Source organism: Streptomyces sp. NPDC046925, from assembly GCF_040644915.1.
GTDB lineage: Bacteria > Actinomycetota > Actinomycetes > Streptomycetales > Streptomycetaceae > Streptomyces.
The window spans coordinates 576,017-599,483 of record NZ_JBEYWZ010000005.1; the positions used below are offsets into that span (position 1 = coordinate 576,017).

Annotated in this window: 20 protein-coding genes and 3 tRNA genes; 10 read left to right on the plus strand and 13 right to left on the minus strand. The window is 68.9% G+C overall.

Annotated elements, in window-relative coordinates:
- Positions 1 to 10 precede the first annotated feature (10 nt).
- The 5 genes from ABZ906_RS24140 to ABZ906_RS24160 all read right to left on the minus strand — a co-directional run bounded on the left by ABZ906_RS24140 (position 11) and on the right by ABZ906_RS24160 (position 2,674).
- Positions 11 to 805 (minus strand): ABC transporter permease, encoded by a 795-nt coding sequence (locus ABZ906_RS24140; protein ID WP_361385753.1) that lies wholly within the window; start codon positions 803 to 805, stop codon positions 11 to 13.
- Complete coding sequence (locus ABZ906_RS24145) at positions 802 to 1,782, minus strand: ABC transporter ATP-binding protein (RefSeq protein ID WP_361385756.1); 981 nt, start codon at positions 1,780 to 1,782, stop codon at positions 802 to 804. The genes ABZ906_RS24140 and ABZ906_RS24145 overlap by 4 nt, the downstream gene beginning before the upstream one ends.
- A 156-nt stretch (positions 1,783 to 1,938) precedes the next feature.
- A tRNA-Gly gene (locus ABZ906_RS24150) sits at positions 1,939 to 2,014 on the minus strand.
- A 79-nt stretch (positions 2,015 to 2,093) separates the two neighbouring features.
- Positions 2,094 to 2,165: transfer RNA gene (locus ABZ906_RS24155), tRNA-Gly, on the minus strand.
- A gap of 191 nt (positions 2,166 to 2,356) precedes the next feature.
- Positions 2,357 to 2,674 carry an Lsr2 family protein gene (locus ABZ906_RS24160; protein WP_344522189.1) on the minus strand — a complete coding sequence of 106 codons (318 nt, stop codon included), beginning with the start codon at positions 2,672 to 2,674 and terminating at the stop codon, positions 2,357 to 2,359.
- A 344-nt stretch (positions 2,675 to 3,018) separates the two neighbouring features.
- Here ABZ906_RS24160 and purS point away from each other — a divergent pair, with 344 nt between their 5' ends.
- From purS to ABZ906_RS24190, 6 genes are all read left to right on the plus strand, one after another.
- On the plus strand, positions 3,019 to 3,270 hold the full coding sequence (gene purS, locus ABZ906_RS24165; protein WP_135332092.1) for a phosphoribosylformylglycinamidine synthase subunit PurS: 252 nt from the start codon (positions 3,019 to 3,021) through the stop codon (positions 3,268 to 3,270).
- A complete protein-coding gene (gene purQ, locus ABZ906_RS24170; protein WP_361385759.1) occupies positions 3,267 to 3,947 on the plus strand; it encodes a phosphoribosylformylglycinamidine synthase subunit PurQ in 681 nt (226 codons plus the stop codon). The genes purS and purQ overlap by 4 nt, the downstream gene beginning before the upstream one ends.
- Positions 3,947 to 6,196, plus strand: a complete 2,250-nt coding sequence (purL, locus tag ABZ906_RS24175) for a phosphoribosylformylglycinamidine synthase subunit PurL (RefSeq protein ID WP_361385762.1) — start codon at positions 3,947 to 3,949, stop codon at positions 6,194 to 6,196. The genes purQ and purL overlap by 1 nt, the downstream gene beginning before the upstream one ends.
- Before the next feature lie 134 nt (positions 6,197 to 6,330).
- Positions 6,331 to 6,969 carry a TetR/AcrR family transcriptional regulator gene (locus ABZ906_RS24180; protein ID WP_361385765.1) on the plus strand — a complete coding sequence of 213 codons (639 nt, stop codon included), beginning with the start codon at positions 6,331 to 6,333 and terminating at the stop codon, positions 6,967 to 6,969.
- Positions 6,970 to 6,978: 9 nt separating this feature from the next.
- Positions 6,979 to 7,773 (plus strand): sterol carrier family protein, encoded by a 795-nt coding sequence (locus ABZ906_RS24185; RefSeq protein WP_361385768.1) that lies wholly within the window; start codon positions 6,979 to 6,981, stop codon positions 7,771 to 7,773.
- A gap of 71 nt (positions 7,774 to 7,844) precedes the next feature.
- The gene (locus ABZ906_RS24190) at positions 7,845 to 8,666 is read left to right on the plus strand and encodes an META domain-containing protein (protein WP_361385771.1); all 822 of its coding nucleotides are present in this window, start codon (positions 7,845 to 7,847) and stop codon (positions 8,664 to 8,666) included.
- Here the strand turns inward: ABZ906_RS24190 and ABZ906_RS24195 are convergent.
- From ABZ906_RS24195 to ABZ906_RS24205, 3 genes are all read right to left on the minus strand, one after another.
- Positions 8,617 to 10,005 (minus strand): LPXTG cell wall anchor domain-containing protein, encoded by a 1,389-nt coding sequence (locus ABZ906_RS24195; RefSeq protein ID WP_361385774.1) that lies wholly within the window; start codon positions 10,003 to 10,005, stop codon positions 8,617 to 8,619. The genes ABZ906_RS24190 and ABZ906_RS24195 overlap by 50 nt on opposite strands.
- A gap of 154 nt (positions 10,006 to 10,159) precedes the next feature.
- A complete protein-coding gene (locus tag ABZ906_RS24200) occupies positions 10,160 to 11,566 on the minus strand; it encodes a sulfatase-like hydrolase/transferase (RefSeq protein ID WP_361385777.1) in 1,407 nt (468 codons plus the stop codon).
- Between the two features lie 79 nt (positions 11,567 to 11,645).
- Complete coding sequence (locus ABZ906_RS24205) at positions 11,646 to 11,747, minus strand: putative leader peptide (RefSeq protein WP_361193438.1); 102 nt, start codon at positions 11,745 to 11,747, stop codon at positions 11,646 to 11,648.
- Positions 11,748 to 11,910: 163 nt separating this feature from the next.
- Here ABZ906_RS24205 and purF point away from each other — a divergent pair, with 163 nt between their 5' ends.
- Both purF and purM read left to right on the plus strand, forming a co-directional pair.
- Complete coding sequence (gene purF / locus ABZ906_RS24210) at positions 11,911 to 13,437, plus strand: amidophosphoribosyltransferase (protein ID WP_361193436.1); 1,527 nt, start codon at positions 11,911 to 11,913, stop codon at positions 13,435 to 13,437.
- A gap of 37 nt (positions 13,438 to 13,474) precedes the next feature.
- The gene (purM, locus tag ABZ906_RS24215) at positions 13,475 to 14,542 is read left to right on the plus strand and encodes a phosphoribosylformylglycinamidine cyclo-ligase (RefSeq protein WP_361193433.1); all 1,068 of its coding nucleotides are present in this window, start codon (positions 13,475 to 13,477) and stop codon (positions 14,540 to 14,542) included.
- A 131-nt stretch (positions 14,543 to 14,673) separates the two neighbouring features.
- Here purM and ABZ906_RS24220 read toward each other — a convergent pair whose 3' ends face one another.
- Positions 14,674 to 14,928 (minus strand): DUF3073 domain-containing protein, encoded by a 255-nt coding sequence (locus tag ABZ906_RS24220; protein ID WP_055568369.1) that lies wholly within the window; start codon positions 14,926 to 14,928, stop codon positions 14,674 to 14,676.
- Positions 14,929 to 15,218: 290 nt separating this feature from the next.
- Positions 15,219 to 16,301 carry a Glu/Leu/Phe/Val dehydrogenase dimerization domain-containing protein gene (locus ABZ906_RS24225; RefSeq protein ID WP_361193431.1) on the minus strand — a complete coding sequence of 361 codons (1,083 nt, stop codon included), beginning with the start codon at positions 16,299 to 16,301 and terminating at the stop codon, positions 15,219 to 15,221.
- 208 nt (positions 16,302 to 16,509) lie between these two features.
- On the opposite strand from ABZ906_RS24225, the gene ABZ906_RS24230 reads away from it, so the two are divergent.
- Positions 16,510 to 17,388 carry a hypothetical protein gene (locus ABZ906_RS24230; RefSeq protein WP_361385780.1) on the plus strand — a complete coding sequence of 293 codons (879 nt, stop codon included), beginning with the start codon at positions 16,510 to 16,512 and terminating at the stop codon, positions 17,386 to 17,388.
- 525 nt (positions 17,389 to 17,913) lie between these two features.
- Complete coding sequence (bldC, locus tag ABZ906_RS24235; RefSeq protein WP_003949541.1) at positions 17,914 to 18,120, plus strand: developmental transcriptional regulator BldC; 207 nt, start codon at positions 17,914 to 17,916, stop codon at positions 18,118 to 18,120.
- A 609-nt stretch (positions 18,121 to 18,729) separates the two neighbouring features.
- Here the strand turns inward: bldC and ABZ906_RS24240 are convergent.
- The 3 genes from ABZ906_RS24240 to hrpA form a co-directional block, all read right to left on the minus strand.
- Positions 18,730 to 18,939, minus strand: a complete 210-nt coding sequence (locus tag ABZ906_RS24240) for a DUF6274 family protein (protein WP_361193425.1) — start codon at positions 18,937 to 18,939, stop codon at positions 18,730 to 18,732.
- A gap of 366 nt (positions 18,940 to 19,305) precedes the next feature.
- Positions 19,306 to 19,380 (minus strand) — tRNA-Asp (locus tag ABZ906_RS24245).
- A 95-nt stretch (positions 19,381 to 19,475) separates the two neighbouring features.
- The gene (gene hrpA, locus ABZ906_RS24250) at positions 19,476 to 23,426 is read right to left on the minus strand and encodes an ATP-dependent RNA helicase HrpA (RefSeq protein ID WP_361385783.1); all 3,951 of its coding nucleotides are present in this window, start codon (positions 23,424 to 23,426) and stop codon (positions 19,476 to 19,478) included.
- Positions 23,427 to 23,467 lie beyond the last annotated feature (41 nt).

Here is a 23,467-nt window from a genome sequence, read left to right on the forward strand (position 1 = left end):
CGCCGCTTCCTCATCGCCGCGGCTCCCACCGGAACCACCGGCGTACAGCAAACACCGAGACCGTGGTCCAGGCCACCGCGAGCGCGAGGGCGCTCAGGGTGTCGGACCCGGAGAGTCCCCCGGTCCAGCCGCCGCGCACCAGCTCGATCACCGGCGAGAGCGGAAGCAGCTCACAGATCGAGGCGATCCTGTCGGGCATGACCTCGAAGGGGATGAAGAGCCCCGAGCCGAACATCGACGCGAAGATCAGAGGCATGCTCATGACCTGCGCGGACTCCGTGGACCTGCTGAAGCTGCCGGTGACCGCGGCGAGGGCGGCGAACATCACGATCCCCAGCAGCACGCCGACGATCGCGAGATGGGGCGCGCTCGGCGCCCCCGCGTCGAGCAGCACCCCACAGCCCACCGCGAGCAGCACGCACTGCGCGACGCCGATGGCGATCGAGGGCAGCGCGGCACCGGCGAGGATCTCCGGGTCCCGCAGCTCACCGGTGCGCAGCCGCTTGAGGACGAGTTCCTCGCGGCGGGCGACGAAGACGGCCGTCAGCGCCGAGTAGACGGCGAAGAGCAGCGAGATCCCGATGGCGCCGGGCACCACGACGGCCCCGACCGTGAGCCCGTTGGCCTTCAGGTCCATGCCTCCCGCGACCTGGCGCAGGCTGAACGGCATCACGAGCGGCACGAAGAGCGCCGCGAACAGTGTCCCCTTGGCGCGCCCGAGCAGCGTCAGTTCGGCCCGCGCGAGGGCCCGCATCCGTCCGGCGGGGCTCGTCGTCGCCGGAGGGTTCATCGTCGTCGTACTCATGCCACCGTCTCCTTCTGCGCAACACCAGCCGCACCAGCGGCACCCCGGCCACCTGCCGAACCCTCGGCGTCCCGCGCGATCCGCAGGAACGCCTCCTCCAGCGAGGCCGCACGCACGTCGAGCCTGCCGAGCGAGACGTCGGCGTCCCGCGCCCACAGGAGCAGCCCCGTCGCCGCCCGCTGCAATTCGTGCGTACGCAGCAGGACCCGGCCGCCGACCACCTCGTGATCGCTCACCCCGAGCTCGGCGAGCGGCGGCAGATCCCCGACGAAGTACCCGGTGGGCAGCTCGAAGGAGACGTGCGAGGGCTGCTCGGCCACCACGTCGGCGACCCGTCCCGAGGCCGCGATCCGACCCTCGTGCATGATCGCGAGCCGGTCGGCGAGGTTCTCGGCCTCTTCGAGGTAGTGCGTGGTGAGCAGCACGGTCGTGCCGCCGTCGCGCAGGGCCCGCACCAACTCCCAGGTCTCGCGGCGCCCTTCGGCGTCGAGCCCGGTCGTCGGTTCGTCGAGGAAGAGCACTTCGGGCTGTCCGATGAGGGCCGTCGCGAGATCAAGGCGCCGCTTCTCGCCGCCGGACAGCATCTTCACGCGGACGTCGGCGCGCTTGCCGAGCCCCACGACGTCCAGGGCCTCCGCCACGGGACGGGCGCCGCTGGTGCAGCCGGCCCACATCCGGGCGGTCTCGGCGACGGTCAGTTCGGAGGGGAAACCGCCCTCCTGGAGCATCACGCCGATCCGGTGGCGTACGTCGCCGCGTTGGGCGTACGGATCGTGCCCGAGCACCCGCACCCGCCCCCCGGCGGGTGCGGCGAGCCCTTCGAGGAGTTCGAGGGTGGAGGTCTTTCCCGCGCCGTTCGTTCCGAGCAGTGCGAAGAGCTCACCTCGTCCTACGGAGAACGAGACTCCCCGGACCGCCTCGAAACCGCCCCCGTACACGCGCCGCAGATCGGTCACGTCGATCACTTGGTCAGTCATGCAAGAAGCGTCCCCCGCTGCCGGGCGCCGGAGCAGTGCGCGCTGTCACCGGCTCGCATGACAAATGTCAGAAGCGGGGGAGACCAAGAACGGGGGAGAGCAAGAACGAGGAGACACGAAGAAGGCCCCGGTCGTGATGACCGGGGCCTTCTTCTCTGGAGCGAACGACGAGGTTCGAACTCGCGACCTCAACCTTGGCAAGGTTGCGCTCTACCAACTGAGCTACGTTCGCATTGCCTCCGACCAGCTTTCACTGATCGGTGCGGGCATCAGCCTACCGCACTCGAAAGAGTGCCTGGTCGGCGATGCAGAGCGGGTGACAGGAATTGCACACTGCGCCTTCCCCCTGGAAGGGGGATGTTCTACTACTGAACTACACCCGCAAGACTTCGTGAGGTTCGGGCCTTTCGGCCTTGCCCCTCGGCGATGACCAAACTCTAGCCGACCAGCGGGGGTGCAGGTCAAGTCGGTTCCCGAGGGGCCCTCCTGGCAGGGGGTCGGCCGAGGTGGCCGTGCCCTCGCCGCGCCGGTGGTCCGGCTGGTCCGGCGTCAGGTCGGCTCTCCGGGGCCGGCGTCAGTTCGCCGCCTCGAAGGCCTCGTAGACCTTCTTCGGGATGCGGCCGCGCGGCGGCACGTCCATCTGGTGCGAGCGGGCCCAGGCGCGGACCGCCGCCGGGTTCGCCGCCACCGTCGTGTGCTTGAAGGCCTTGCCGGACTTCGACTGCTTGCGGGCCGCGTCCAGGTACGGGGCAAGTGCCTTGCGCAGTTTCTTGGCATTGGTTTGATTGAGGTCGATCTCGTACGACTTGCCGTCAAGACCGAAGGCGATCGTCTCGGCCGCATCCCCGCCGTCGATGTCGTCAGAGAGAGTGACTACGACACGCTGCGCCACGAATATCGGTCCCTTCGTGCGGCTCGACCGCGTTGACGTGCGGTGATGCCGACTGTCCGGCTGTTATGGGCACTGTTATGTGCAAAGCATCGGCTAATGCCATTTCCTTTGTACAGTGCCTGGCATTGCATTGTGAAGCCCGACTAAATCCGCCCGCGTGTCCGGACGCAATGGTGTTGCGTGATCTTTTCCTGGATTTTTCGCGAAGGTGCCCCGTTCGATACGTGAGTATGAGTCGGAACGTGACCGTCCTCACGTAGGTTTCTACGAATCTACGCGAGTAGAATTTTTGTACGGGTAGTCTGAAGGGACCGCTCAGCCAGCACCACACACCGGGAGTGCCAGTGGCACGCGTCGTAGTCGACGTCATGCTCAAGCCGGAGATCCTCGACCCCCAGGGCCAGGCGGTGCAGCGTGCACTGCCGCGCCTCGGATTCAAGGGGATCGCCGACGTACGTCAGGGAAAGCGCTTCGAACTCGAGGTGGACGGGCCCGTCGATGACGCCGCCCTCGCCCGTATCCACGAGATGGCGGAAACCTTCCTCGCCAACACCGTGATCGAAGACTTCTTCGTAAAGGTGGAGGAAGAGAAGTGACTGCTCGAATCGGAGTCGTCACTTTCCCCGGAACGCTCGACGACCGCGACACCCAGCGCGCCGTCCGCGTCGCCGGCGCCGAAGCCGTGCCGCTCTGGCACCGGGACAAGGACCTGAAGCAGGTCGACGCCGTGGTGCTTCCCGGCGGATTCTCGTACGGCGACTATCTGCGGGCCGGGGCCATTTCACGGTTTTCGCCCGTCATGGAGTCGGTCATCGAGCAGGCGAAGGCCGGGATGCCGGTTCTCGGTATCTGCAACGGCTTCCAGGTGCTCACCGAGTCGCACCTGCTGCCGGGCGCGATGCTGCGCAACAACCACCTGCACTTCATCTGCCGCGAGCAGAAGCTGCGGGTGGAGACGGACCGGACCGCCTGGACCGCCGACTACACGGCAGGCCAGGAGATCCAGATCCCGCTCAAGAACATCGACGGCAAGTACACCGCCGACGAGCGGACCCTGGACATGCTGGAGGCCGAGGGGCGCGTCGCTTTCCGGTACCTGGACGGCAACCCCAACGGCTCGCTCCGTGACATCGCCGGCATCACCAACGAGGCGGGCAACGTCGTCGGCCTCATGCCGCACCCCGAGCACGCCGTCGAGCCGCTGGTCGGGACCGGTGGCACGGACGGCCTCGGATTCTTCACCTCGATCCTGAAGAAGCTGGTCAACGCCTGATGACTCTGGACACCGTCAAGCACGCAGCGGAGACGCCCGACGTCAAGCTGCCCTGGGCCGAACTGGGCCTGAAGGAAGACGAGTACGCCCGCGTACGCGAGATCCTGGGCCGCCGTCCCACCGGCGCCGAGCTCGCCATGTACTCCGTCATGTGGTCCGAGCACTGCTCGTACAAGAGCAGCAAGGTCCACCTGCGCCAGTTCGGCGAGAAGGCCCCCGAGAACGACGCGATGCTCGTCGGCATCGGCGAGAACGCCGGTGTCGTCGACGTCGGCAACGGCTATGCGGTCACCTTCAAGGTCGAGTCGCACAACCACCCCTCGTACGTCGAGCCCTACCAGGGCGCGGCCACCGGTGTCGGCGGCATCGTCCGCGACATCATCGCGATGGGCGCGCGCCCGGTCGCGGTCGTGGACCCGCTGCGGATGGGCGCCGCCGACCACCCCGACACCAGGCGTGTCCTGCCGGGCGTCGTCGCGGGCATCGGCGGCTACGGCAACTGCCTCGGCCTGCCGAACATCGGCGGCGAGCTCGTCTTCGACGCCTGCTACCAAGGCAACCCGCTGGTCAACGCCGGTGCCATCGGCGTCATGCGGCACGAGGACATCCACCTCGCCAAGGCCAGCGGCCCCGGCAACAAGGTCATCCTCTACGGGGCCCGGACCGGCGGCGACGGCATCGGCGGCGCCTCGATCCTGGCGAGTGAGACCTTCGACGACACGAAGCCGTCGAAGCGTCCGGCCGTGCAGGTCGGCGACCCCTTCCAGGAGAAGCTCCTCATCGAGTGCACCCTGGAGGCCTTCGCCGAGAAGCTCGTCGTCGGCATCCAGGACCTGGGCGCCGCCGGACTCTCCTGCGCGACCTCGGAGCTTGCGTCGAACGGCTCCGGCGGCATGCGCGTCGAGCTCGACGACGTACCGCTTCGCGACTCCACGCTCACTCCCGAGGAAATCCTCATGAGTGAGTCGCAGGAGCGCATGTGCGCGGTCGTCGAGCCCGACAAGGTCGAGCGCTTCCTCGCGATCTGCGAGAAGTGGGACGTCATCGCCACCGTCGTCGGTGAAGTGACCGACGGCGACCGCCTGGAGATCTTCTGGCACGGCGAGAAGATCGTCGACCTCGACCCGCGCACCGTCGCCCACGACGGCCCGGTCTACGAGCGTCCGTACGCCCGGCCGAAGTGGCAGGACGCCCTCCAGGCCGACGACGCCGGCAAGCTGGCACGTCCGGCGACCTCGCAGGAGCTGCGCGACCAGGTTCTCGCGGTCGTCGCGTCGCCGAACCAGGCCTCGAAGGCGTGGGTGACGGATCAGTACGACCGTTTCGTGCAGGGCAACACGGTGCTCGCGCAGCCCGAGGACTCCGGCATGGTCCGTATCGACGAGGAGTCCGGCCTCGGTGTCGCCCTCGCCAACGACGGCAACGGCCGCTACTCCAAGCTCGACCCGTACGCGGGTGCGCAGCTGGCCCTGTCGGAGGCGTACCGCAACGTCGCCGCGACCGGCGCCAAGCCGCTCGCCGTATCGGACTGCCTGAACTTCGGTTCGCCCGAGGACCCGGACGTCATGTGGCAGTTCGCCGAGACCACCCGCGGTCTCGCCGACGCCTGCCAGATCCTGGGCACCCCGGTGACCGGCGGCAACGTCTCGCTCTACAACCAGACGGGCGAGGCGGCGATCCACCCGACCCCGGTCGTCTCGGTGCTCGGCGTGATCGACGACGTCGCGCGGCGCACGCCGATCGCGTTCGCCGAAGAGGGCCAGCTCCTCTACCTCCTGGGCGACACCGGCGAGGAGTTCGGCGGCTCGGCCTGGTCGCAGGTCGTCCACGATCACCTCGGCGGGCTTCCCCCGAAGGTCGACCTGGAGCGTGAGCGGCTGCTCGCCGAGATCCTCATCTCGGGCTCGCGCGACGGCATGATCGACGCCGCGCACGACCTCTCGGACGGCGGTCTCGCGCAGGCCGTCGCAGAGTCCTGCCTCCGCGGCGGGAAGGGCGCGCGCCTGGTCGTCCCGGACGGTCTCGACGCGTTCACCCTGCTGTTCAGCGAGTCGGCGGGGCGCGCGGTCGTCTCCGTCCCCCGCTCCGAGGAGCTGCGCTTCACCGACATGTGCGGGGCGCGGGGTCTTCCCGCGACGCGCGTCGGCGTGGTCGACGGTGACGCGGTGGAGCTCCAGGGCGAGTTCACGCTGCCGCTGAGCGACATCCGCGAGGCGTACGAGGGGACCCTGCCGGGGCTCTTCGCCTGATCCGTTCTCCGATCGGCTCACGAAGCCCCCGTCCGGACTGCTGATCCGGGCGGGGGCTTCGTCGCGCTCACGACGCTCACGATGCCCATGGCGCTCGGGGTCGGGGAAGAAGCCGCCCCGGTACCGTGACCTGCATGACTGACGAGCTGGGGCTGCGTGCGCGCAAGAAGAAGCAGACGGCCTCACGTATCTGGCGGGCCGCGGTGGATCTCTGCTCGGAGCGGGGCTTCGACCACGTCTCCGTGGCGGAGATCGCCGAGGCCGCCGAAGTGTCGAAGATGACCGTCTTCAACTACTTCGGCACCAAGGAAGGCGTCATCGTCAGCCCCATGGAGGAGCACGTCGGCGACGCGGCCCGCGCGGTGCGCGAACGGCAGCCCGGCCAGTCCGCGGTCACCGCGCTGCGCGCGCAGTTCCTCGCGCAGATCAACGAGCGGGACCCCTCGATCGGCCTCGCAGGCGATCCGCGCGCCCTCAAGGTGCGCCAGCTCATCAGCGAGACGCCGACCCTCGCGCACCGCATGGTGGGCTTCCACATGCGCAGCGTCCAGCTCCTCGCGGATGCCCTCGCCGAGGAGACGGGCGACATGCTCCTGGCACGCGTCGCCGCGTCGCAGCTGATCGGCGCCCGCAACGCGCTCGTCGTCGAGAACCACCGCCGCACCCTCGACGGCGACCCGTTGGAGGAGATCGCCAAGGACTGCGCCGCCTCCGCCGAGCGGGTCTTCGACCAGGTGGAAAACGGTCTTCGGGGCTACCCCGGGAAGAATTAGGCTCGGCCCATGCCACCGGCCAAGAAGCGCACCCGTTCGTACGACCCCGCCAAGATCCGCACCGCCGTGCTCGCCCAGTTCGGCAACGTACGAGCGGCGGTCGGCGCCCTGGAGCCCGGGCAGCTCGCCCTGCCGACCCGGCTCGGCAGCTGGACCGTCCGCGAACTGGCCGCGCACCTCACGATGGCGCTCGGCGGCACCACCCGCTTCCTCGCCATGCCGGAGCCGCCCGCCCGTGAAGTGGCGCTGCTCGACTGGCCTTTCGCGACCGCGTCGGCCGCCCGGCAGGTCGACGAGGCATCGCGTGCCTTCGCCGCGCAGGAGGACCTGCCCGGGCTGTACGCGCGCACGCTCGCCGAGTTCGAGGAGGCGCTGCCCGATCTCACGCAGGGGCGGCTCATGCCGACGCGGTTCGGCGCGATGACCCTGGACGACTTCCTGGTCACGCGGACCGTGGAACTCATCGTCCACACCGACGACCTGAACGACGCGGTGCCGGGCCTGGACGTCCCGTACGACCGCCAGGCCCTCGCCGCCTGCACCCGGCTGCTCGCCGACGCCCTCGCGGTGAAGGCGCCCGGCGGTGCCGTCGAGGTCAGGGTCCCGCCGTTCGCCGTGGTCCAGTGCGTGGAAGGCCCCCGGCACACCCGCGGCACCCCGCCGAACGTCGTCGAGACCGACCCGCTGACCTGGATCCGCCTGGCGACCGGGCGTACGGACTGGAAGACAGCCCTCGACGCGGCGAAGGTGAGCGCCAGCGGGGAGCGGGCGGATCTGGCGGAACTGCTGCCGGTCATGAGCTAGCGGGGGCCCCGGAACGGGGTGCGTCGCGGGCCGGAGGGAACCGGATCACCCACTTGTCCCGTCACAGCGGCATGCAGAAGCAACGACTGACTCCGACCGTCATGGCCCTGGCCGCCGCGGGCATGCTCACCGCGTGCGGCACCGAGACCGGATCCGGCAGCGGGTCCGTCGGGTCACAGCCGAACCTCACCGGCGTCCATTGGAGCGTCGAGAGCGTCACGGTGAACGGCAAGAAGCAGCAGGCCCCCGGCGATGCGTACGTAAAGATCGGCGACAAGGGCAAGGCCGAGGGCAACTACGGCTGCAACGGCTTCACCGCGGACGTGTCGATGGACGGCGACTCCGTCGACTTCGCCAACGCCCTCTCCACCAAGGCGGGCTGCGACAAGCTGGACTTCGAGAACGCCTTCAAGGGCGCCATCGGCAAGGGTGAGCTGAAGGCCGCGGTCGACGGCGACAAGCTGACGCTCACCACGGACAAGGGAGACCGCGTGGCCCTCACCTCGAAGCCGGACGCCCCGCTGACGGGCACGAAGTGGAACGTGAACGCCGTCGGTGACCGCAAGGCCGTGGCCCCCCTGCCGAAGGAAGTGGACGGCAAGGCCCATCTGACCTTCGGCAAGGACGGCATGGTCCGCGGCAAGCTCGGCTGCAACAGCGTCACCGCCAAGGCCGAGGTGAAGGACGGGCAGATCACCTTCGGCGCCCCCCGGACCACCCGGATGATGTGCCAGGGGGCCGAAGGGGAGACCGAGAAGAAGCTCCTCAAGCTGTTCGACGGCAAGGTGAGCTACCGGCTGAGCCACAACGGGCTCTCGCTCACCGCCGAGGACGGCACGGTCGTCAGCGCGAATGCCGACCTGAAGCAGGAGAAGCAGGAGAAGCAGAAGTAGCGGCCGGTCGGCGGGTGCGGGACTTCAGCAGGAACGCCCCGCCTGCGGCGAGCAGCAGGCCGCCGCCGATCGAGTAGGCGAGCGTGGTGTCGGAATCGCCGCCGGTCTCGGCGAGCTCGGTGGAATTGCCGGCGGGGCGCGCTTCGTTGGGGGCCTCGGCGGCCTTCTCCGGGGCGGGCTCTCCGGCCTCCCCGGCCTTCGCGGGCTCGTCCTGTACGGGCTCCCCGGCCTCCGCGGGCTTCTCAGGTGCTGCCTTTGCGGGGGCCGCCGGGGCCGCAACCCCGTCCAGGCTCACCTTCACCGTCGCCGCTTCGGCTCCCGCCTTCACGACCTCGACCTCGACCTTGCGGGCCTTGTCCGTCAGGGTCGCCCCCGCCTTGAGCGCGTCCGCGTCGGCCGGGGCGTCGCCGCCGGTGGACTCGTCGGCGTCCGGGGTCGGGTCGACCAGCGCGGACTTCGCGTAGTCCCCGCCCGGCACCCGGTAGGCGTGCACGCCCTGGATCTCGCCGTCCACGGTGCCCGACTCGTGCCGCAGCTCCACGACCAGGCGGTCGTCGCCCAGCGGAATGTCGATGGCACGGACCCCGCTCCCGTTCCCGTACAGCGGACGCAGTGTGTAGGTCGCCGACTTGCCGGGCTTGGCGACCTCGCCGCCCGTCAGCCACTTGTTGTGCAGGAGCTCGGGCGAGGTGAGACCGGCCTCCCAACCGCCGCCGCCCATCGGGGTCTTGTGGCTGGTGCCGTCCTCCTTGCAGCCCTCGCCGAGGTCGCCGTCGGGGCAGCGCAGGCGCATGTGGTGGCTGTAGCCGAAGTTGTGGCCGAACTCGTGGACCAGGGCCGTCATCGACATCTTGGCGTCGGCGCCGACGGGCATCCAGGTGGTGCCGCCGCCGACGGTGCCGAGCGCGAGCCAGTCGCAGCCGGCCTTCTCCGAGGGGAAGACGAGCGACAGGTGGTCGTAGCTGTCCTCGGGGACGCCCTTCGCGGCCAGTGCCTTGCGCGTCAGGTCGTTGATCTTGCCGGTGTCGCAGCCGGTGGCCGCGAGATCGATGTCGACGGGCCCGGTGACGCCGTCGCCCTCGGCGGCCTTGAAGGTGGTCGCGCCGCCGGTGACCTCGTTGTAGTACGAGGTCAGAGAGCCGCTTTCGCCGAAGTAGTTGTCCTTCAGGGCGGTTTCGAGCTTGCCCGCGTCCGGGATCCGGCTGTCCGTGAAGTTGACCATGGCGACCTGGACGCGCCGCTCCGGCTCGTCGGCGGCGGGCGCGGGAGCGGCGGCGGCAGCGGTCAGGGCGGCTGCCACGGCGGCCGGAACGAGGCAGAGGCGCGGGGACGGCTTCATGGGGGACCTTCCGGGTGGGGGATCGCGCGGACCTGGAGATCAACTCGGCGCGCGCGAGGCACGCTAGCGATCACATCGGCCCGCGCGAACCCCTCGGAGGGCTTCTTAGGCCGCGCTTAAGGCTCAGTTCAGGCAGCCCGGCAGTCCAGGCGGCTCACGCGGCCGGATACGGCAGCAGGCCCGCGTCCGTCTTCTCCCACGCCGCCTTCAGCTCCGCGAGCAGCTTCGGCTCGACCGCGGCCCGGTCGGCCTGCTCCCGCTGATCAGCGGCGAGGTTGAACAGCTGGTCCTCGCCGCCCTTGCCCCGGTAGTACTTCCAGTCCCCGCGCCGCAGCGCCCGCTCCCCGCGCACCCGCCAGAACAGCTCACGCTCGGCGAGCTTCTCGCCCTTCAGGAGATAGGGCGCGAGGCTGGTCCCGTCGAGCTTGTACGCGGGACTGGGCCGGGCCCCGCCGATCTCCAGGAGCGTCGCCGTCCAGTCCGGCGTGAACACGGGCTCGTGGCTGACCTGCCCGCCGTCGAGCCGCGCGGGCCAGCGCACGATGGTCGGCACGCGGATGCCGCCCTCCTGGAGGGAGGCCTTGTTGCCGGAGAGGGGCCAGTTGTACGAGAAGCGCTCGCCGCCGTTGTCGGAGGCGAAGAAGACCAGGGTGTCCCGCTCCTGCCCGGACTTCTTCAGGGCCTTGAGCACCTCGCCGACCGACCGGTCCAGGTCCTGCACCATCTCCGTGTACTTCTCCACGGAGCCGCCGTCCTGGTGCCAGAGCGCGCCCTTCTCGCCCGCCTTGATCCTCCGTACGATCTCGGCGCTCTCCTCGGTGTCCCCGTCGGCTATCCACGGCCAGTGCGGAGTGGTGAAGTTCAGGTTGAGCAGCCAGGGCTTGTCCCCGTGGTCCCGCCGCACGTACTCGCTCGCCCGCTCGGTCAGGACGCGCGTGTAGTAGCGCAGGTCCTTGTACTCGGCGTCGCCTTCGTAGAGGTCGTACTCACCGCCGAGCCCCAGCTTCGAGTAGTACTCAAGAGCCCCGCCGAAGTTCCCGAAGAACTCGTCCCAGCCCGACTTCGTGGGCGAGTAGTCCGGCAGATATCCGCAGTGCCACTTCCCGATGAGCGCGGTCGCGTACCCGGCGTCCCTCAGGAGCGAGGCCAGCGTGGGATGCGTCGGATCGAGGCCCGCGGACTTGTCCGCGATGGGCTCCGCGAGCCCGCCCTTCGTACGCCCCGGAAAGCGCCCCGTGTAGAGGCTGAAGCGGGTCGGCGAGCAGGTCGCGGACCCGGAGTAGGCGTCGGTGAAGCGCACGCCCTGGCGGGCCAGGCGGTCCAGGTTCGGGGTCTTGATGTGCGGCGACCCGTAGGAGGAGAGGTCGGCCCAGCCCAGGTCGTCGCCGAGGATGAACAGGATGTTCGGCCTCTTGGAGCCGGGGCGGCGCGCGGCGCGGAAGGGCCGCTCACGCGCCTCGGCGGCAGCGGGCAGCCCCACGGCGGCTGCGGCACCGGCTCCCACGGCACCCCCGAAGGCGCGTCGGGACAAAGGGGACGAGTCGTGCGAGGACGAAGACATGGCTGCGCTCCTGGACGGGCCGCGGCGCTCGGCGGCGACGCGTACCCGGAGACGGGAAGAAAGGGAACGGAGAGTGATTTCAGGCAGCGCTGCGACAGATGGCGCTCGCGACACGGACCAGGTCGACGTGGCGGCGCTCCACAAGGGTGACCGACGGGTCACCGAGGGGCTGCAGGGGCATGGACCAGGAGCTTCACGGGGCCCGTGTGCCCCTGTCAACGCTCCGGCCCACCTGTTCACACGGGCGTAGCACTCCACGTACGCCCCGGCGGTGTCATCACGCTCCGTGCGGGGGCCGTATCCCCAATTCGGACCAGTGGTCGATCTCGCCTACACTCGATGTCGTGCCACGTGGTGACGGTCGACTCAATCATGATCTGCTCCCCGGCGAGAAGGGCCCCCAGGACGCTTGCGGCGTCTTCGGTGTCTGGGCTCCGGGTGAAGAGGTCGCCAAGCTCACATACTTCGGGCTGTACGCCCTTCAACACCGAGGCCAGGAGTCCGCGGGAATCGCGGTCAGCAACGGCTCCCAGATCCTTGTCTTCAAGGACATGGGGCTCGTCTCCCAGGTCTTCGACGAAACCTCCCTCAGCTCGCTCCAGGGTCATATCGCGGTCGGTCACGCCCGCTACTCGACCACCGGAGCCTCCGTCTGGGAGAACGCCCAGCCGACGTTCCGTGCCACCGCGCACGGCTCCATCGCGCTCGGGCACAACGGCAACCTCGTCAACACGGCCCAGCTCGCCGAGCTGGTCGCCGACCTGCCCAAGGAGAACGGCCGCGCGACCCAAGTCGCCGCGACCAACGACACCGACCTGGTGACGGCTCTCCTCGCGGGCCAGGTGGACGACGACGGCAAGCCGCTGACCATCGAAGAAGCCGCCACGAAGGTCCTCCCGGACGTCCAGGGCGCCTTCTCCCTCGTCTTCATGAACGAGAACACGCTGTACGCGGCGCGTGACCCGCAGGGCATCCGCCCGCTGGTCCTCGGCCGCCTGGAGCGCGGCTGGGTCGTGGCGTCGGAGTCCGCGGCGCTCGACATCTGCGGCGCCAGCTTCGTCCGCGAGGTCGAGCCCGGCGAGTTCATCGCGGTCGACGAGAACGGACTGCGAACGTCCCGATTCGCGGAAGCGAAGCCCAAGGGCTGTGTCTTCGAGTACGTCTATCTGGCGCGCCCCGACACCGACATCGCCGGCCGGAACGTCTACCTCTCGCGCGTCGAAATGGGCCGGAAACTGGCCGAGGAAGCCCCGGTGGAGGCCGACCTCGTCATAGCGACCCCGGAGTCGGGAACGCCCGCCGCGATCGGTTACGCGGAAGCCTCCGGCATCCCCTTCGGCGCCGGCCTGGTGAAGAACGCCTATGTGGGCCGGACCTTCATCCAGCCCTCGCAGACGATCCGCCAGCTCGGCATCCGTCTGAAACTGAACCCCCTCAAGGAAGTCATCAAGGGCAAGCGTCTGGTCGTCGTCGACGACTCGATCGTGCGCGGCAACACCCAGCGCGCCCTGGTCAAGATGCTCCGCGAGGCCGGCGCCGCCGAGATCCACATCCGGATCTCCTCGCCGCCCGTGAAGTGGCCCTGCTTCTTCGGCATCGACTTCGCCACCCGCGCCGAGCTCATCGCCAACGGCATGACGATCGACGAGATCGCCACCTCCATGGGTGCCGACTCGCTCTCGTACATCTCCATCGACGGCATGATCGAGGCCACCACCATCGACAAGCCGAACCTCTGCCGCGCCTGCTTCGACGGCGTGTACCCGATGGATCTCCCCGACCCCGAGCTGCTCGGCAAGCAGCTCCTGGAGACGGAGCTGGCCGCCGGTCCGGCGTCCACCGCTGCGGCCGACGCGATCCGTCGCCCGTAAGCCACCCGTAGTAACGACACGAAAGCTCTCATCCCCCATGCCTGAGACCACTGGTGCCAGCTACGCAGCCGCAGGCGTAGACATCGAAGCGGGCGACCGCGCCGTCGAGCTGATGAAGGAGTGGGTGAAGAAGACGAAGCGCCCCGAGGTCCTCGGCGGCATCGGCGGCTTCGCCGGACTCTTCGACGCCTCCGCCCTCAAGCGCTTCGAGCGCCCCCTGCTCGCCTCCGCCACCGACGGTGTCGGCACGAAGGTCGACATCGCCCGCCAGCTCGGCGTGTACGACACCATCGGGCACGACCTGGTCGCGATGGTCATGGACGACATCGTGGTGTGCGGCGCCGAGCCGCTCTTCATGACCGACTACATCTGCGTCGGCAAGGTCCACCCCGAGCGCGTCGCGGCCATCGTGAAGGGCATCGCCGAGGGCTGTGTGCTCGCCGGCTGCGCCCTCATCGGCGGCGAGACGGCCGAGCACCCCGGCCTCCTGGGCCCGGACGACTTCGACGTCGCGGGCGCCGGCACGGGCGCGGTCGAGGCCGACCGTGTCCTTGGTCCGGATCGCATTCGTAAGGGTGACGCGGTGATCGCCATGGCGTCCTCCGGTCTTCACTCGAACGGGTACTCGCTCGTCCGTCACGTGGTCTTCGACCGCGCGGGCTGGGCCCTGGACCGCCAGGTCGAGGAGTTCGGCCGTACGCTCGGCGAGGAGCTCCTGGAGCCCACCAAGATCTACTCCCTGGACTGCCTGGCGCTCACCCGCACCACGGACGTCCACGCCTTCAGCCACATCACGGGCGGCGGCCTCGCGGCGAACCTGGGCCGGGTCATCCCGGACGGTCTGCACGCGATCGTCGACCGCGAGACGTGGACACCCGGCGCGATCTTCGACGTGGTCGGCAAGGCCGGTCAGGTCGAGCGCCTGGAGCTGGAGAAGACCCTGAACATGGGCGTCGGCATGATGGCGATCGTCCCCGAGGAGTCCGCGGACGCGGCCCTCACGACCCTCGCGGACCGCGGCGTGGACGCCTGGATCGCCGGTGAGATCACCGAGCGCGGCGACCACACCGAGGGCGCGGCGCTGATCGGTGACTACGCGAAGTAGGCGGGTGAGCCGCTTGCGGGAGCAGCACAAAACCCGGTCCGGTGTGATGACCACCCCGGACCGGGTGAAGTGCAGTTGCTACGCCAACTGCGAATGCTGCACGTGCTCTGAATGCTGCGAATGCAACGAGGTCAAGCGCCGCGGCGCTGCGACGAAGGACCGGACTCGTCGGAGTCCTCGTCCTCGTCGTCGTTATACAGATCCGCGTACTGGGCGTACGGGTCGTCTTCCTCGTCGTCGTCCTCGAACGGCTCGCCATTCGGCGGCTGTTGCGAAGTCGAAGCGCCCAGCTCATTGGCCAGACGCGAGAGGTCAGTCCCGCCGCTGCTGTACTTCAGCTGGCGGGCGACCTTCGTCTGCTTGGCCTTTGCCCGGCCGCGCCCCATGGCTCGACCCCCTCGGATATGGGGCTTGGTGACCCCAGAGTCTTGACACGCGTTCATGATCAGGAACGGGCTCTCCGTGGAGAGGCCGGTCCGTAGGGCTTCCACGGTACCTGCTCCTGCGGCCATACGGTACGTCGCCCGCAGGACGCGCCTCGGCGCAGAACCCGCGAGGAGCCCTGTCCTCGCTGGTCAACTGCGATTTTAACCTCTTCTTGCCGGGCGACCCGCCGACGGGGGTGAGTCTTGTCTCTCGCGCACGTCGGCGGGGCCTTCCGAGGGGTCTTACGGGGTCAGGGGCGGCGGGCCTCCGCCATCCGCTGTTCGGCGATCCTGTCGGCCGCGGCAGCCGGCGGAATGCCATCCGTCTTTGCGCGAGCGAATATGGCAAGAGTGGTGTCGAAGATCTTTGACGCCTTCGCCTTGCACCGGTCGAAGTCGAAGCCGTGCAGCTCGTCGGCGACCTGGATCACGCCGCCTGCGTTCACCACGTAGTCGGGCGCGTAGAGAATCCCGCGATCGGCGAGGTCCTTCTCCACGCCGGGGTGCGCGAGCTGGTTGTTGGCGGCGCCGCAGACCACCTTCGCGGTGAGCACCGGCACGGAGTCGTCGTTCAGGGCGCCGCCGAGCGCGCAGGGGGCGTACACGTCCAGGCCCTCGACCCGGATCAGCGCCTCGGTGTCGGCGACGGCCGTCACGGAGGGGTGCTTGTGGATGATCCGGTTCACGGACTCCTCGCGCACATCGGTGATCACGACCTCGGCGCCGTCCTCCAGGAGGTGCTCCACGAGGTGGTGGCCGACCTTGCCGACGCCCGCGATGCCGACCTTGCGCCCGCGCAGCGACGGGTCGCCCCACAGGTGGTCGGCCGAGGCCCGCATGCCCTGGAAGACACCGAAGGCGGTGAGCACGGACGAGTCGCCCGCGCCGCCGTTCTCGGGGGAGCGGCCCGTCGTCCAGCGGCACTCGCGCGCGACGACGTCCATGTCCGCGACGTACGTACCGACGTCGCACGCCGTCACGTAGCGGCCGCCGAGCGAGGCCACGAAGCGGCCGTAGGCGAGCAGGAGCTCCTCGCTCTTGATCTGCTCCGGGTCACCGATGATCACGGCCTTGCCGCCGCCGTGGTCGAGACCGGCCATGGCGTTCTTGTACGACATCCCGCGCGCGAGGTTCAGCGCGTCCGCGACGGCGGCTTCCTCGCTCGCGTACGGATAGAAGCGGGTGCCGCCGAGGGCGGGGCCCAGGGCGGTGGAGTGGATGGCGATGACGGCCTTGAGGCCGCTGGCACGGTCCTGGCAGAGCACTACTTGCTCATGGCCCCCCTGGTCCGAGTGGAACAGGGTGTGCAGGACGCCGTTGTCTGCTTCGGTCACGGTGGTGACTCCCGGTCAAGTGGCGGCGGTTAGGCGGGCGCCCGTGCGGGTGGCGGGGCCCATTGGGCATGAGACTAGAGCCTGGGAGAACCCGCTGACCGCGCAGTGCCGAGGATCACCCTCTCCTGTCGCGCTGGAAGCACGATGGAGTTCGGCCATGGCACGATTTGCAGTGTTTTCCAGCCGGTAGGCGGGGGAGGGAGCAGCCGTGCCCAAGGTGTCTTCATTGGTTGTCCCGTACGCGTCCTACTTGCGCGTTTATGAGCCACTCGCTGCCTTCCCGGAACCCGAGCGCGGCCACTGGGCGCGCTACGCGCGTCGCCCCGACCGCCCCTCGTACCAGGACGAACTCCGGCGCTCCCTGGCGGACTTGCTGCCCACACCGCCCGTCCCCGTGCCGGTGCACGAGAGCAGCGACGCGTTCGTGGTGGAGGCCGACGGGGTGGTGTGCGTCTGCCCCTGGCGCACCCGGCTGCGCGGCTGGCAGGCCCTGGGGGAGCTGCCGGGACAGCTGCCGACGCCGGTGCTCGACGCGGTCCTGCCGCCGGTGGTGCGCCGCCAGACGGCCGCGGACTACGAGCAGTGGCTCGCCAGGAACCCCGACGCCCGCCCCTGGATCCGTACGTCGACGTGGCAGGTCCCGCTGAACTGGTTCGTGCTCGTCTCGGACGAGGAGCGTCAGTTCGAGAAGGGGTACGAGAAGGGGACCGGAGACGGCGGGGCGGGCGAGGAGGTGGCCTGCGCCCCCGTCCTGCGCTACCGCACGCCGATGGTGCAGGCGCGGCGCCGGGTGGCCCGCGGGCTCAGGACGCTGCGGGACACGATCGACGACGGGCCGCTCGTCGACGGGCTCATGGACGTGGGCCGGTGGCTGGAGGAGTTCCATCCGCGCTCGCTGGTCGAGCTCGACTACGGCGGGCTCGTGCACTCCCTGTCCGAGGAGCAGCTCGACGAGGATCACTCGGCGGCGGATGTCGCGGAAGGAATCGAGGCGCTGCGCAACGGCGACGGCGAGGGGGCCGGCGAGGCGTATGCGAGGCTCATGGAGCGATGGAAGGCGGTCCGGGACCGTCAGTTCTCGAACTGAGCGTCAGCCGGGCCGTCCGTAGGTCATCCCGTAGGTCTTCATCCCGTCAGGCGTCCCGTCATCCATACGCGGCGCCTACACAGGACGTTGGTCCCGATCCGGGCTTTTGTGTCAAGCGTGACGGACCGCACTTACTGCGCCCTTGCGCCCATCACCCACCCTCGTGCCAAAATAGGACAAGGAGTCCGGGGAGGGCTCCTTCCGTCCATGTCTGGGCGGAATACTCAGCATTGCACGCTAATGGGGGGTCTGTTGACTCCTGATCGCTCTGTGACTGATCGTCACTGTGGCGTGACTGTCCGCTATGGCATGGTCCATCGGCTTCCGTCGCTGATAGACACCTGGGAGGGCAATTCCATCGGTTTGGCCGACGTGGCTGGACGGATGGTGTAGTTGTAGTGCCGAGGACAAGCCGTTCGTCCTATAACCGACTCGACTCGCGTCCGCCATTTCGGGCAACGCGGGTCAAGGTGCAGAATTTAGAGGAATGAACCGAGAAGGTTCGGTTCTCCGAGGAGGCCGCTCATGACCGCTCGCACCCCTGATGCCGAGCCGCTGCTGACCCCGGCTGAGGTTGCCACGATGTTCCGCGTCGACCCCAAGACGGTTACGCGCTGGGCCAAGGCTGGCAAGCTCACGTCGATTCGCACGCTCGGCGGCCATCGCCGTTACCGCGAGGCTGAGGTCCGCGCACTGCTCGCGGGTATCCCGCAGCAGCGCAGCGAGGCCTGAATTACCGCATAACCGCAGTACCCGGACGAAAAAGTACGACCGCTGCTGGGTCCCCCAATCCGGCCGCAACGTCCGATTTTTAGCTACATGCGACGCGGGTCCCGCCCCAACGGGTCCCACGCCTGAGCCTCATGGGTGAGTCGTCTGAAGATCGCGCTGGACTCCGCCGGGTCCAGCGCGATCTTTTTTGAGCGCCCGATGGGCCCGCCGATGAGCCCGCCGATGAGTGCTGGTGAGTGCCGCTGTGAGCGGGCTTGTTGGTCTCTGGGGGGTGCTGTCGCCGCGCTGTGGGGAGGCTGTGGCGCCGGCTCCGTACCGTCCCCGCGGCGGCCTTGTGGTGTCCGGGCGGACGTTGGGCGGGGTGGCTGCGGGGCGGTGCAATTGCACATATTAAATTGACTGGTTGTAAGACGGGTGTAAGTTCCGGGGTTTCCAAAAGAAGTTCGGTGACACCCGTCACACGCCGTGAGCCTTGTTGCCCGCGATGTCTCTGAGTTAGAGGAGATCGCGGGCTGTTCGGGGGAGTTGGCCGAGGACCCCCGAACCCTGAACCCCGAGGGCCTATCCCTCACCCTGCCACCACCGGGGTGGGTCGCGGGTCGGCTTTGGTCACGCGTTCGGGGGACTTTCGTCCTCGTCCGCCTCCAGGTCGCCCTCACAGTCGCTCTGGGCCGCGGGAGAGGTCTCCAGGGCCAGGCGCTCCAGACGGTGGCAGATCGGGCAGTGCCGGGTCAGATGGCGGTAGCTCATCGCCGCGGAGAGGTGGGCGCGGAGCAGAGCGCGTGTCTCGTGCCGTGCGGACGCCGCCGAAGCCGCCATACGCCACCTCCAAAAGGAAACCCGGTCCCGCCCCGCTCCCTGCTGCCTGGGTACCGGCGGAGCGCGAAGCAGTCAAGACGCGGGGCGGGGCGCGAGGGGGGGGCGGCTCTATGCGCCGGTGGGCCCCACTCACGTCTGGGCGCTGCGGTCGTGACGGGATTTGCTGGCGGCGAGGGGGCCAGGGGTGGGCGGAGACGCAAGAAGGGCCGCACCTTGGTAGGTGCGGCCCTTCTGGGTGTTGCGGTCCTGACGGGATTTGCTGTGTTGGATTGCGGCTCCGCCGCGGGCGCGGCCTCCGGGCTTGGCGGAGGGGAGGGGGAACGCAAGAAGGGCCGCACCTTTGCCGGTGCGGCCCTTCTTCTACTGCGGTCCTGACGGGATTTGAACCCGCGGCCTCCACCTTGACAGGGTGGCGAGCACTCCAAACTGCTCCACAGGACCTTGCTTTGCGGCGCTGATTGCTGCGTTGCGCTGCGAGACAGGACTCTACAGCAGCGCAGGCCCGGCGGTCGAACTCACCCAGGGTGCCCGGGTGATCACGGTGCGGCGGCGTCGACGGCCTTCACGATCCGCTTGTCCGAGATGGGGTACGCCGTGCCGAGCGCGTGCGCGAAATAGCTGACCCGGAGCTCCTCCAGCATCCAGCGGATGTCCAGGACCTCCTTGGGGACGGGCCGCCCCTGCGGGAGCTGTTCCAGGAGCCAGGCGTACTCGTCCTGCATCTCGTGGACCTTCTGCATGCGTGACGTGTCCCGCTGGACGTTGGTCGGCATCTGCTGGAGGCGCCGGTCGGCGGCCACCATGTAGCGCATCAGGTCCGGCAGGCGGCGAATCCCCGTGGCCGTGACGAAGCCGGGGCCGATGAGCGCGTCCAACTGGGCGCGGACGTCCGTGAGGTTGGGCAGCAGCGTCGGGCTCTTCGTCGACTTCAGGCGCCGCTCGCAGGCCTGCCAGGCGGCGAGCACCTGCTGGACCTGGCTCACCGTACGGACGGTGGTGTCGACGATCTCGGCGCGCACCTTCTCGTACAGCTTGCGGTACGACTCCTCGTCCCAGGCGGGTCCCCCGAAGTCACCGATCAGCTTGTCCGCCGCCGCCATCGCGCAGTCGGCGAAGAGCGCCTGGATGGAGCCGTGCGGGTTCGCGGACAGGGCGATCTTCTGGGCGTTGGTCAGCTTGTCCGAGGCGAACTTGGCCGGATTGACCGGAATGTTGCGCAGGATGAGCCGGCGCGTGCCCTTCCACATCGCCTGCTGCTGCTCGGCCTCCGTGTCGAAGAGCCGTACGGAGACGGTGTTCGCGTCGGAGCCGTCGTCCACGAGCGCGGGGAACGCCTTCACCGGCTGGCCCGCGCGACGCGTCTCGAAGACGCGGCTGAGGGAGCCGATGGACCAGTCCGTGAGCCCGGAGCGCTCGACCGCCGAGCCGCCCGTCCGCTCCGCCGTCGCGGCCGCGGCCTGCGACAGCGCCTTGCGCGCCTTCGGGCGGAGCTGGAGCTTGAGCGCCTCCAGATCCTTGTCCTCGGAGAGCTTCCTGCGCCGCTCGTCGGTGATCCGGAAGGTGATCTTCAGGTGGTCCGGTACGCGGGAGAGGTCGAAGTCGTCCGGAGACACCGGCACCCCGACCATCCGCTGCAACTCGCGCGCCAGGGTCACGTGCAGCGGCTCCTGGAGGGGTACGGCCCGCTCCAGGAACGCCTTCGCATAGTTGGGCGCGGGCACGTAATGCCGGCGGATCGGCTTCGGCAGGGAGCGGATCAGCTCGATCACGACCTCCTCGCGCAGGCCCGGGATCTGCCAGTCGAAGCCGTCCGCCGTCACCTGGTTCAGGACCTGGAGCGGCACGTGCACCGTGACGCCGTCCGCGTCCGCGCCCGGCTCGAACTGGTACGTCACCTTGAACTTGAGCGGCCCCTGACGCCACGTATCGGGATAGTCGTCCTTCGACACGTCGCCCGCGCGCTCATTGATCAGCATCGAGCGCTCGAAGTCGAGCAGCTCGGGCTCCTCGCGCTGCTTCTTCTTCCACCAGGAGTCGAAGTGCGCGCCGGACACGACGTCCTCGGGCACCCGCTGGTCGTAGAAGTCGAAGAGCGTCTCGTCGTCGACGAGGATGTCGCGGCGCCGGGCCCGGTGCTCCAGCTCCTCGACCTCGGTCAGGAGCTTGCGGTTGGCGGCGAAGAACTTGTGGTGCGTGCGCCAGTCACCCTCGACGAGGGCGTTGCGGATGAACAGGTCGCGGGAGACCTCGGGGTCGATGCGGCCGTAGTTCACCTTGCGCTGGGCGATGATCGGGACGCCGTACAGCGTCACCTTCTCGTACGCCATCACGGCCGCCGCGTCCTTCTCCCAGTGCGGCTCGCTGTACGTGCGCTTGAGCAGATGCTGGGCGAGCGGCTCGACCCACTCGGGCTCGATCTTCGCGTTGACGCGGGCCCACAGGCGCGAGGTCTCCACCAGCTCCGCGGACATGATGAAGCGCGGGGGCTTCTTGAAGAGCGCGGAGCCGGGGAAGACCGCGAACTTCGCCGAACGGGCGCCCAGATACTCGTTCTTCGCGCCGTCCTTCACGTCCTTCATCCCGATGTGGGAGAGCAGGCCGGACAGGAGCGAGATGTGGACGTGCTGCTCGGGCGCGTCGTCCTCGTTGAGTTGTATCCCCATCTGCTTGGCGACCGTGCGCAGCTGCGTATAGATGTCCTGCCACTCGCGGATCCGCAGGAAGTTGAGGTACTCCGACTTGCACATCCGGCGGAACGAGGACGAGCCGCGCTCCTTCTGCTGCTCGCGGATGTACCGCCACATATTGAGGAAGGCCAGGAAGTCGGACGTCTCGTCCTTGAAGCGCGCGTGCTGCTGGTCGGCCTGCGTCTGCTTCTCGGCGGGGCGCTCGCGCGGGTCCTGGATGGAGAGGGCGGCGGCGATCACCATGACCTCGCGCACGCAGCCGTTCTTGTCGGCCTCCAGGACCATGCGGGCCAGGCGCGGGTCCACCGGCAGCTGGGCCAGTTTGCGGCCCTGCTCGGTGAGGCGCTTCTTCGGGTCCTTCTGCTTCGGGTCGAGCGCGCCCAGTTCCTGGAGGAGCTGGACGCCGTCACGGATGTTGCGGTGGTCCGGCGGGTCGATGAAGGGGAACTTCTCGATGTCGCCGAGACCGGCCGCCGTCATCTGGAGGATGACGGATGCGAGGTTCGTGCGCAGGATCTCCGCGTCCGTGAACTCGGGGCGTGCGACGAAGTCGTCCTCCGAGTAGAGGCGGATGCAGATGCCGTCGGACGTACGGCCGCAGCGGCCCTTGCGCTGGTTGGCGCTGGCCTGGCTGATTGCCTCGATGGGCAGCCGCTGCACCTTCGTACGGTGGCTGTAGCGGGAGATGCGGGCCGTGCCCGGGTCGATCACGTACTTGATGCCCGGCACGGTCAGGGAGGTCTCGGCGACGTTCGTCGCGAGGACGATGCGTCTGCCCGTGTGCTGCTGGAAGACGCGGTGCTGCTCAGCGTGCGACAGACGGGCGTAGAGGGGGAGGACTTCGGTGAATCTGTAGTTCTTCTTGTTGAGCGCGTCCGCCGTGTCCCGGATCTCGCGCTCCCCGGAGAGGAAGACGAGGATGTCGCCCTTGCCCTCGCCCTGGAGCTCCTCGACGGCGTCCGTGATCGCGGTGATCTGGTCGCGGTCCGAGTCCTCGGAGTCCTCTTCGAGGAGGGGGCGGTAGCGCACCTCCACCGGATACGTACGGCCGCTGACCTCGACGATCGGGGCGTCCCCGAAGTGTCTGGAGAAGCGCTCCGGGTCGATGGTCGCGGAGGTGATGACGACCTTCAGGTCCGGGCGCTTGGGAAGCAGCTGGGCGAGATAGCCGAGCAGGAAGTCGATGTTGAGGGACCGCTCGTGGGCCTCGTCGATGATGATCGTGTCGTACGCGCGCAGCTCGCGGTCCGTCTGGATCTCGGCCAGCAGGATGCCGTCCGTCATCAGCTTCACGTACGTGTCGCCGCCCACCTGGTCGGTGAAGCGGACCTTCCAGCCGACGGCCTCGCCGAGCGGGGTGTTCAGCTCGTCGGCCACGCGCTCGGCGACCGTACGGGCCGCGATACGGCGGGGCTGCGTATGGCCGATCATGCCGCGCAGGCCGCGGCCGAGCTCCATGCAGATCTTGGGGATCTGCGTCGTCTTGCCGGAGCCGGTCTCACCCGCGACGATCACGACCTGGTGGTCGCGGATCGCCTCGGCGATGTCGTCCTTCTTCTGGCTGACCGGCAGCTCTTCGGGATACGTGATCTTGGGCAGACGGCTGCCCCGCTCGGCCATCCGGGCCGCGGCCTTGTCGACGTCCGTCGCGATCTCGGCGAGGACGGCGGCCCGGGCCTCGGGCTTGCGGATCCGGCGCGCACCCTCGAGCCGGCGGCCGATCCGGTGCTCGTCGCGCAGCGACAGCTCGGACAGGCGGGGGGCGAGGGCGTCGAGGGTGAGGGCAGGCTGCGTAGACATATCGGCGTCCAGGATCTCACCCGCCGCTCGGAGGTGGCGAA

Bases quoted from the DNA above. Each gene is read 5' to 3' on its own strand.
- ABZ906_RS24140 (WP_361385753.1), bottom strand. From the start codon at position 805: ATGAGTACGACGACGATGAACCCTCCGGCGACGACGAGCCCCGCCGGA.
- ABZ906_RS24145 (WP_361385756.1), bottom strand. From the start codon at position 1,782: ATGACTGACCAAGTGATCGACGTGACCGATCTGCGGCGCGTGTACGGG.
- purL (WP_361385762.1), top strand. From the start codon at position 3,947: ATGACTCTGGACACCGTCAAGCACGCAGCGGAGACGCCCGACGTCAAG.
- ABZ906_RS24180 (WP_361385765.1), top strand. From the start codon at position 6,331: ATGACTGACGAGCTGGGGCTGCGTGCGCGCAAGAAGAAGCAGACGGCC.
- ABZ906_RS24185 (WP_361385768.1), top strand. From the start codon at position 6,979: ATGCCACCGGCCAAGAAGCGCACCCGTTCGTACGACCCCGCCAAGATC.
- ABZ906_RS24190 (WP_361385771.1), top strand. From the start codon at position 7,845: ATGCAGAAGCAACGACTGACTCCGACCGTCATGGCCCTGGCCGCCGCG.
- ABZ906_RS24195 (WP_361385774.1), bottom strand. From the start codon at position 10,005: ATGAAGCCGTCCCCGCGCCTCTGCCTCGTTCCGGCCGCCGTGGCAGCC.
- ABZ906_RS24200 (WP_361385777.1), bottom strand. From the start codon at position 11,566: ATGTCTTCGTCCTCGCACGACTCGTCCCCTTTGTCCCGACGCGCCTTC.
- ABZ906_RS24205 (WP_361193438.1), bottom strand. From the start codon at position 11,747: ATGCCCCTGCAGCCCCTCGGTGACCCGTCGGTCACCCTTGTGGAGCGC.
- purM (WP_361193433.1), top strand. From the start codon at position 13,475: ATGCCTGAGACCACTGGTGCCAGCTACGCAGCCGCAGGCGTAGACATC.
- ABZ906_RS24220 (WP_055568369.1), bottom strand. From the start codon at position 14,928: ATGGGGCGCGGCCGGGCAAAGGCCAAGCAGACGAAGGTCGCCCGCCAG.
- bldC (WP_003949541.1), top strand. From the start codon at position 17,914: ATGACCGCTCGCACCCCTGATGCCGAGCCGCTGCTGACCCCGGCTGAG.
- ABZ906_RS24240 (WP_361193425.1), bottom strand. From the start codon at position 18,939: ATGGCGGCTTCGGCGGCGTCCGCACGGCACGAGACACGCGCTCTGCTC.
- hrpA (WP_361385783.1), bottom strand. From the start codon at position 23,426: ATGTCTACGCAGCCTGCCCTCACCCTCGACGCCCTCGCCCCCCGCCTG.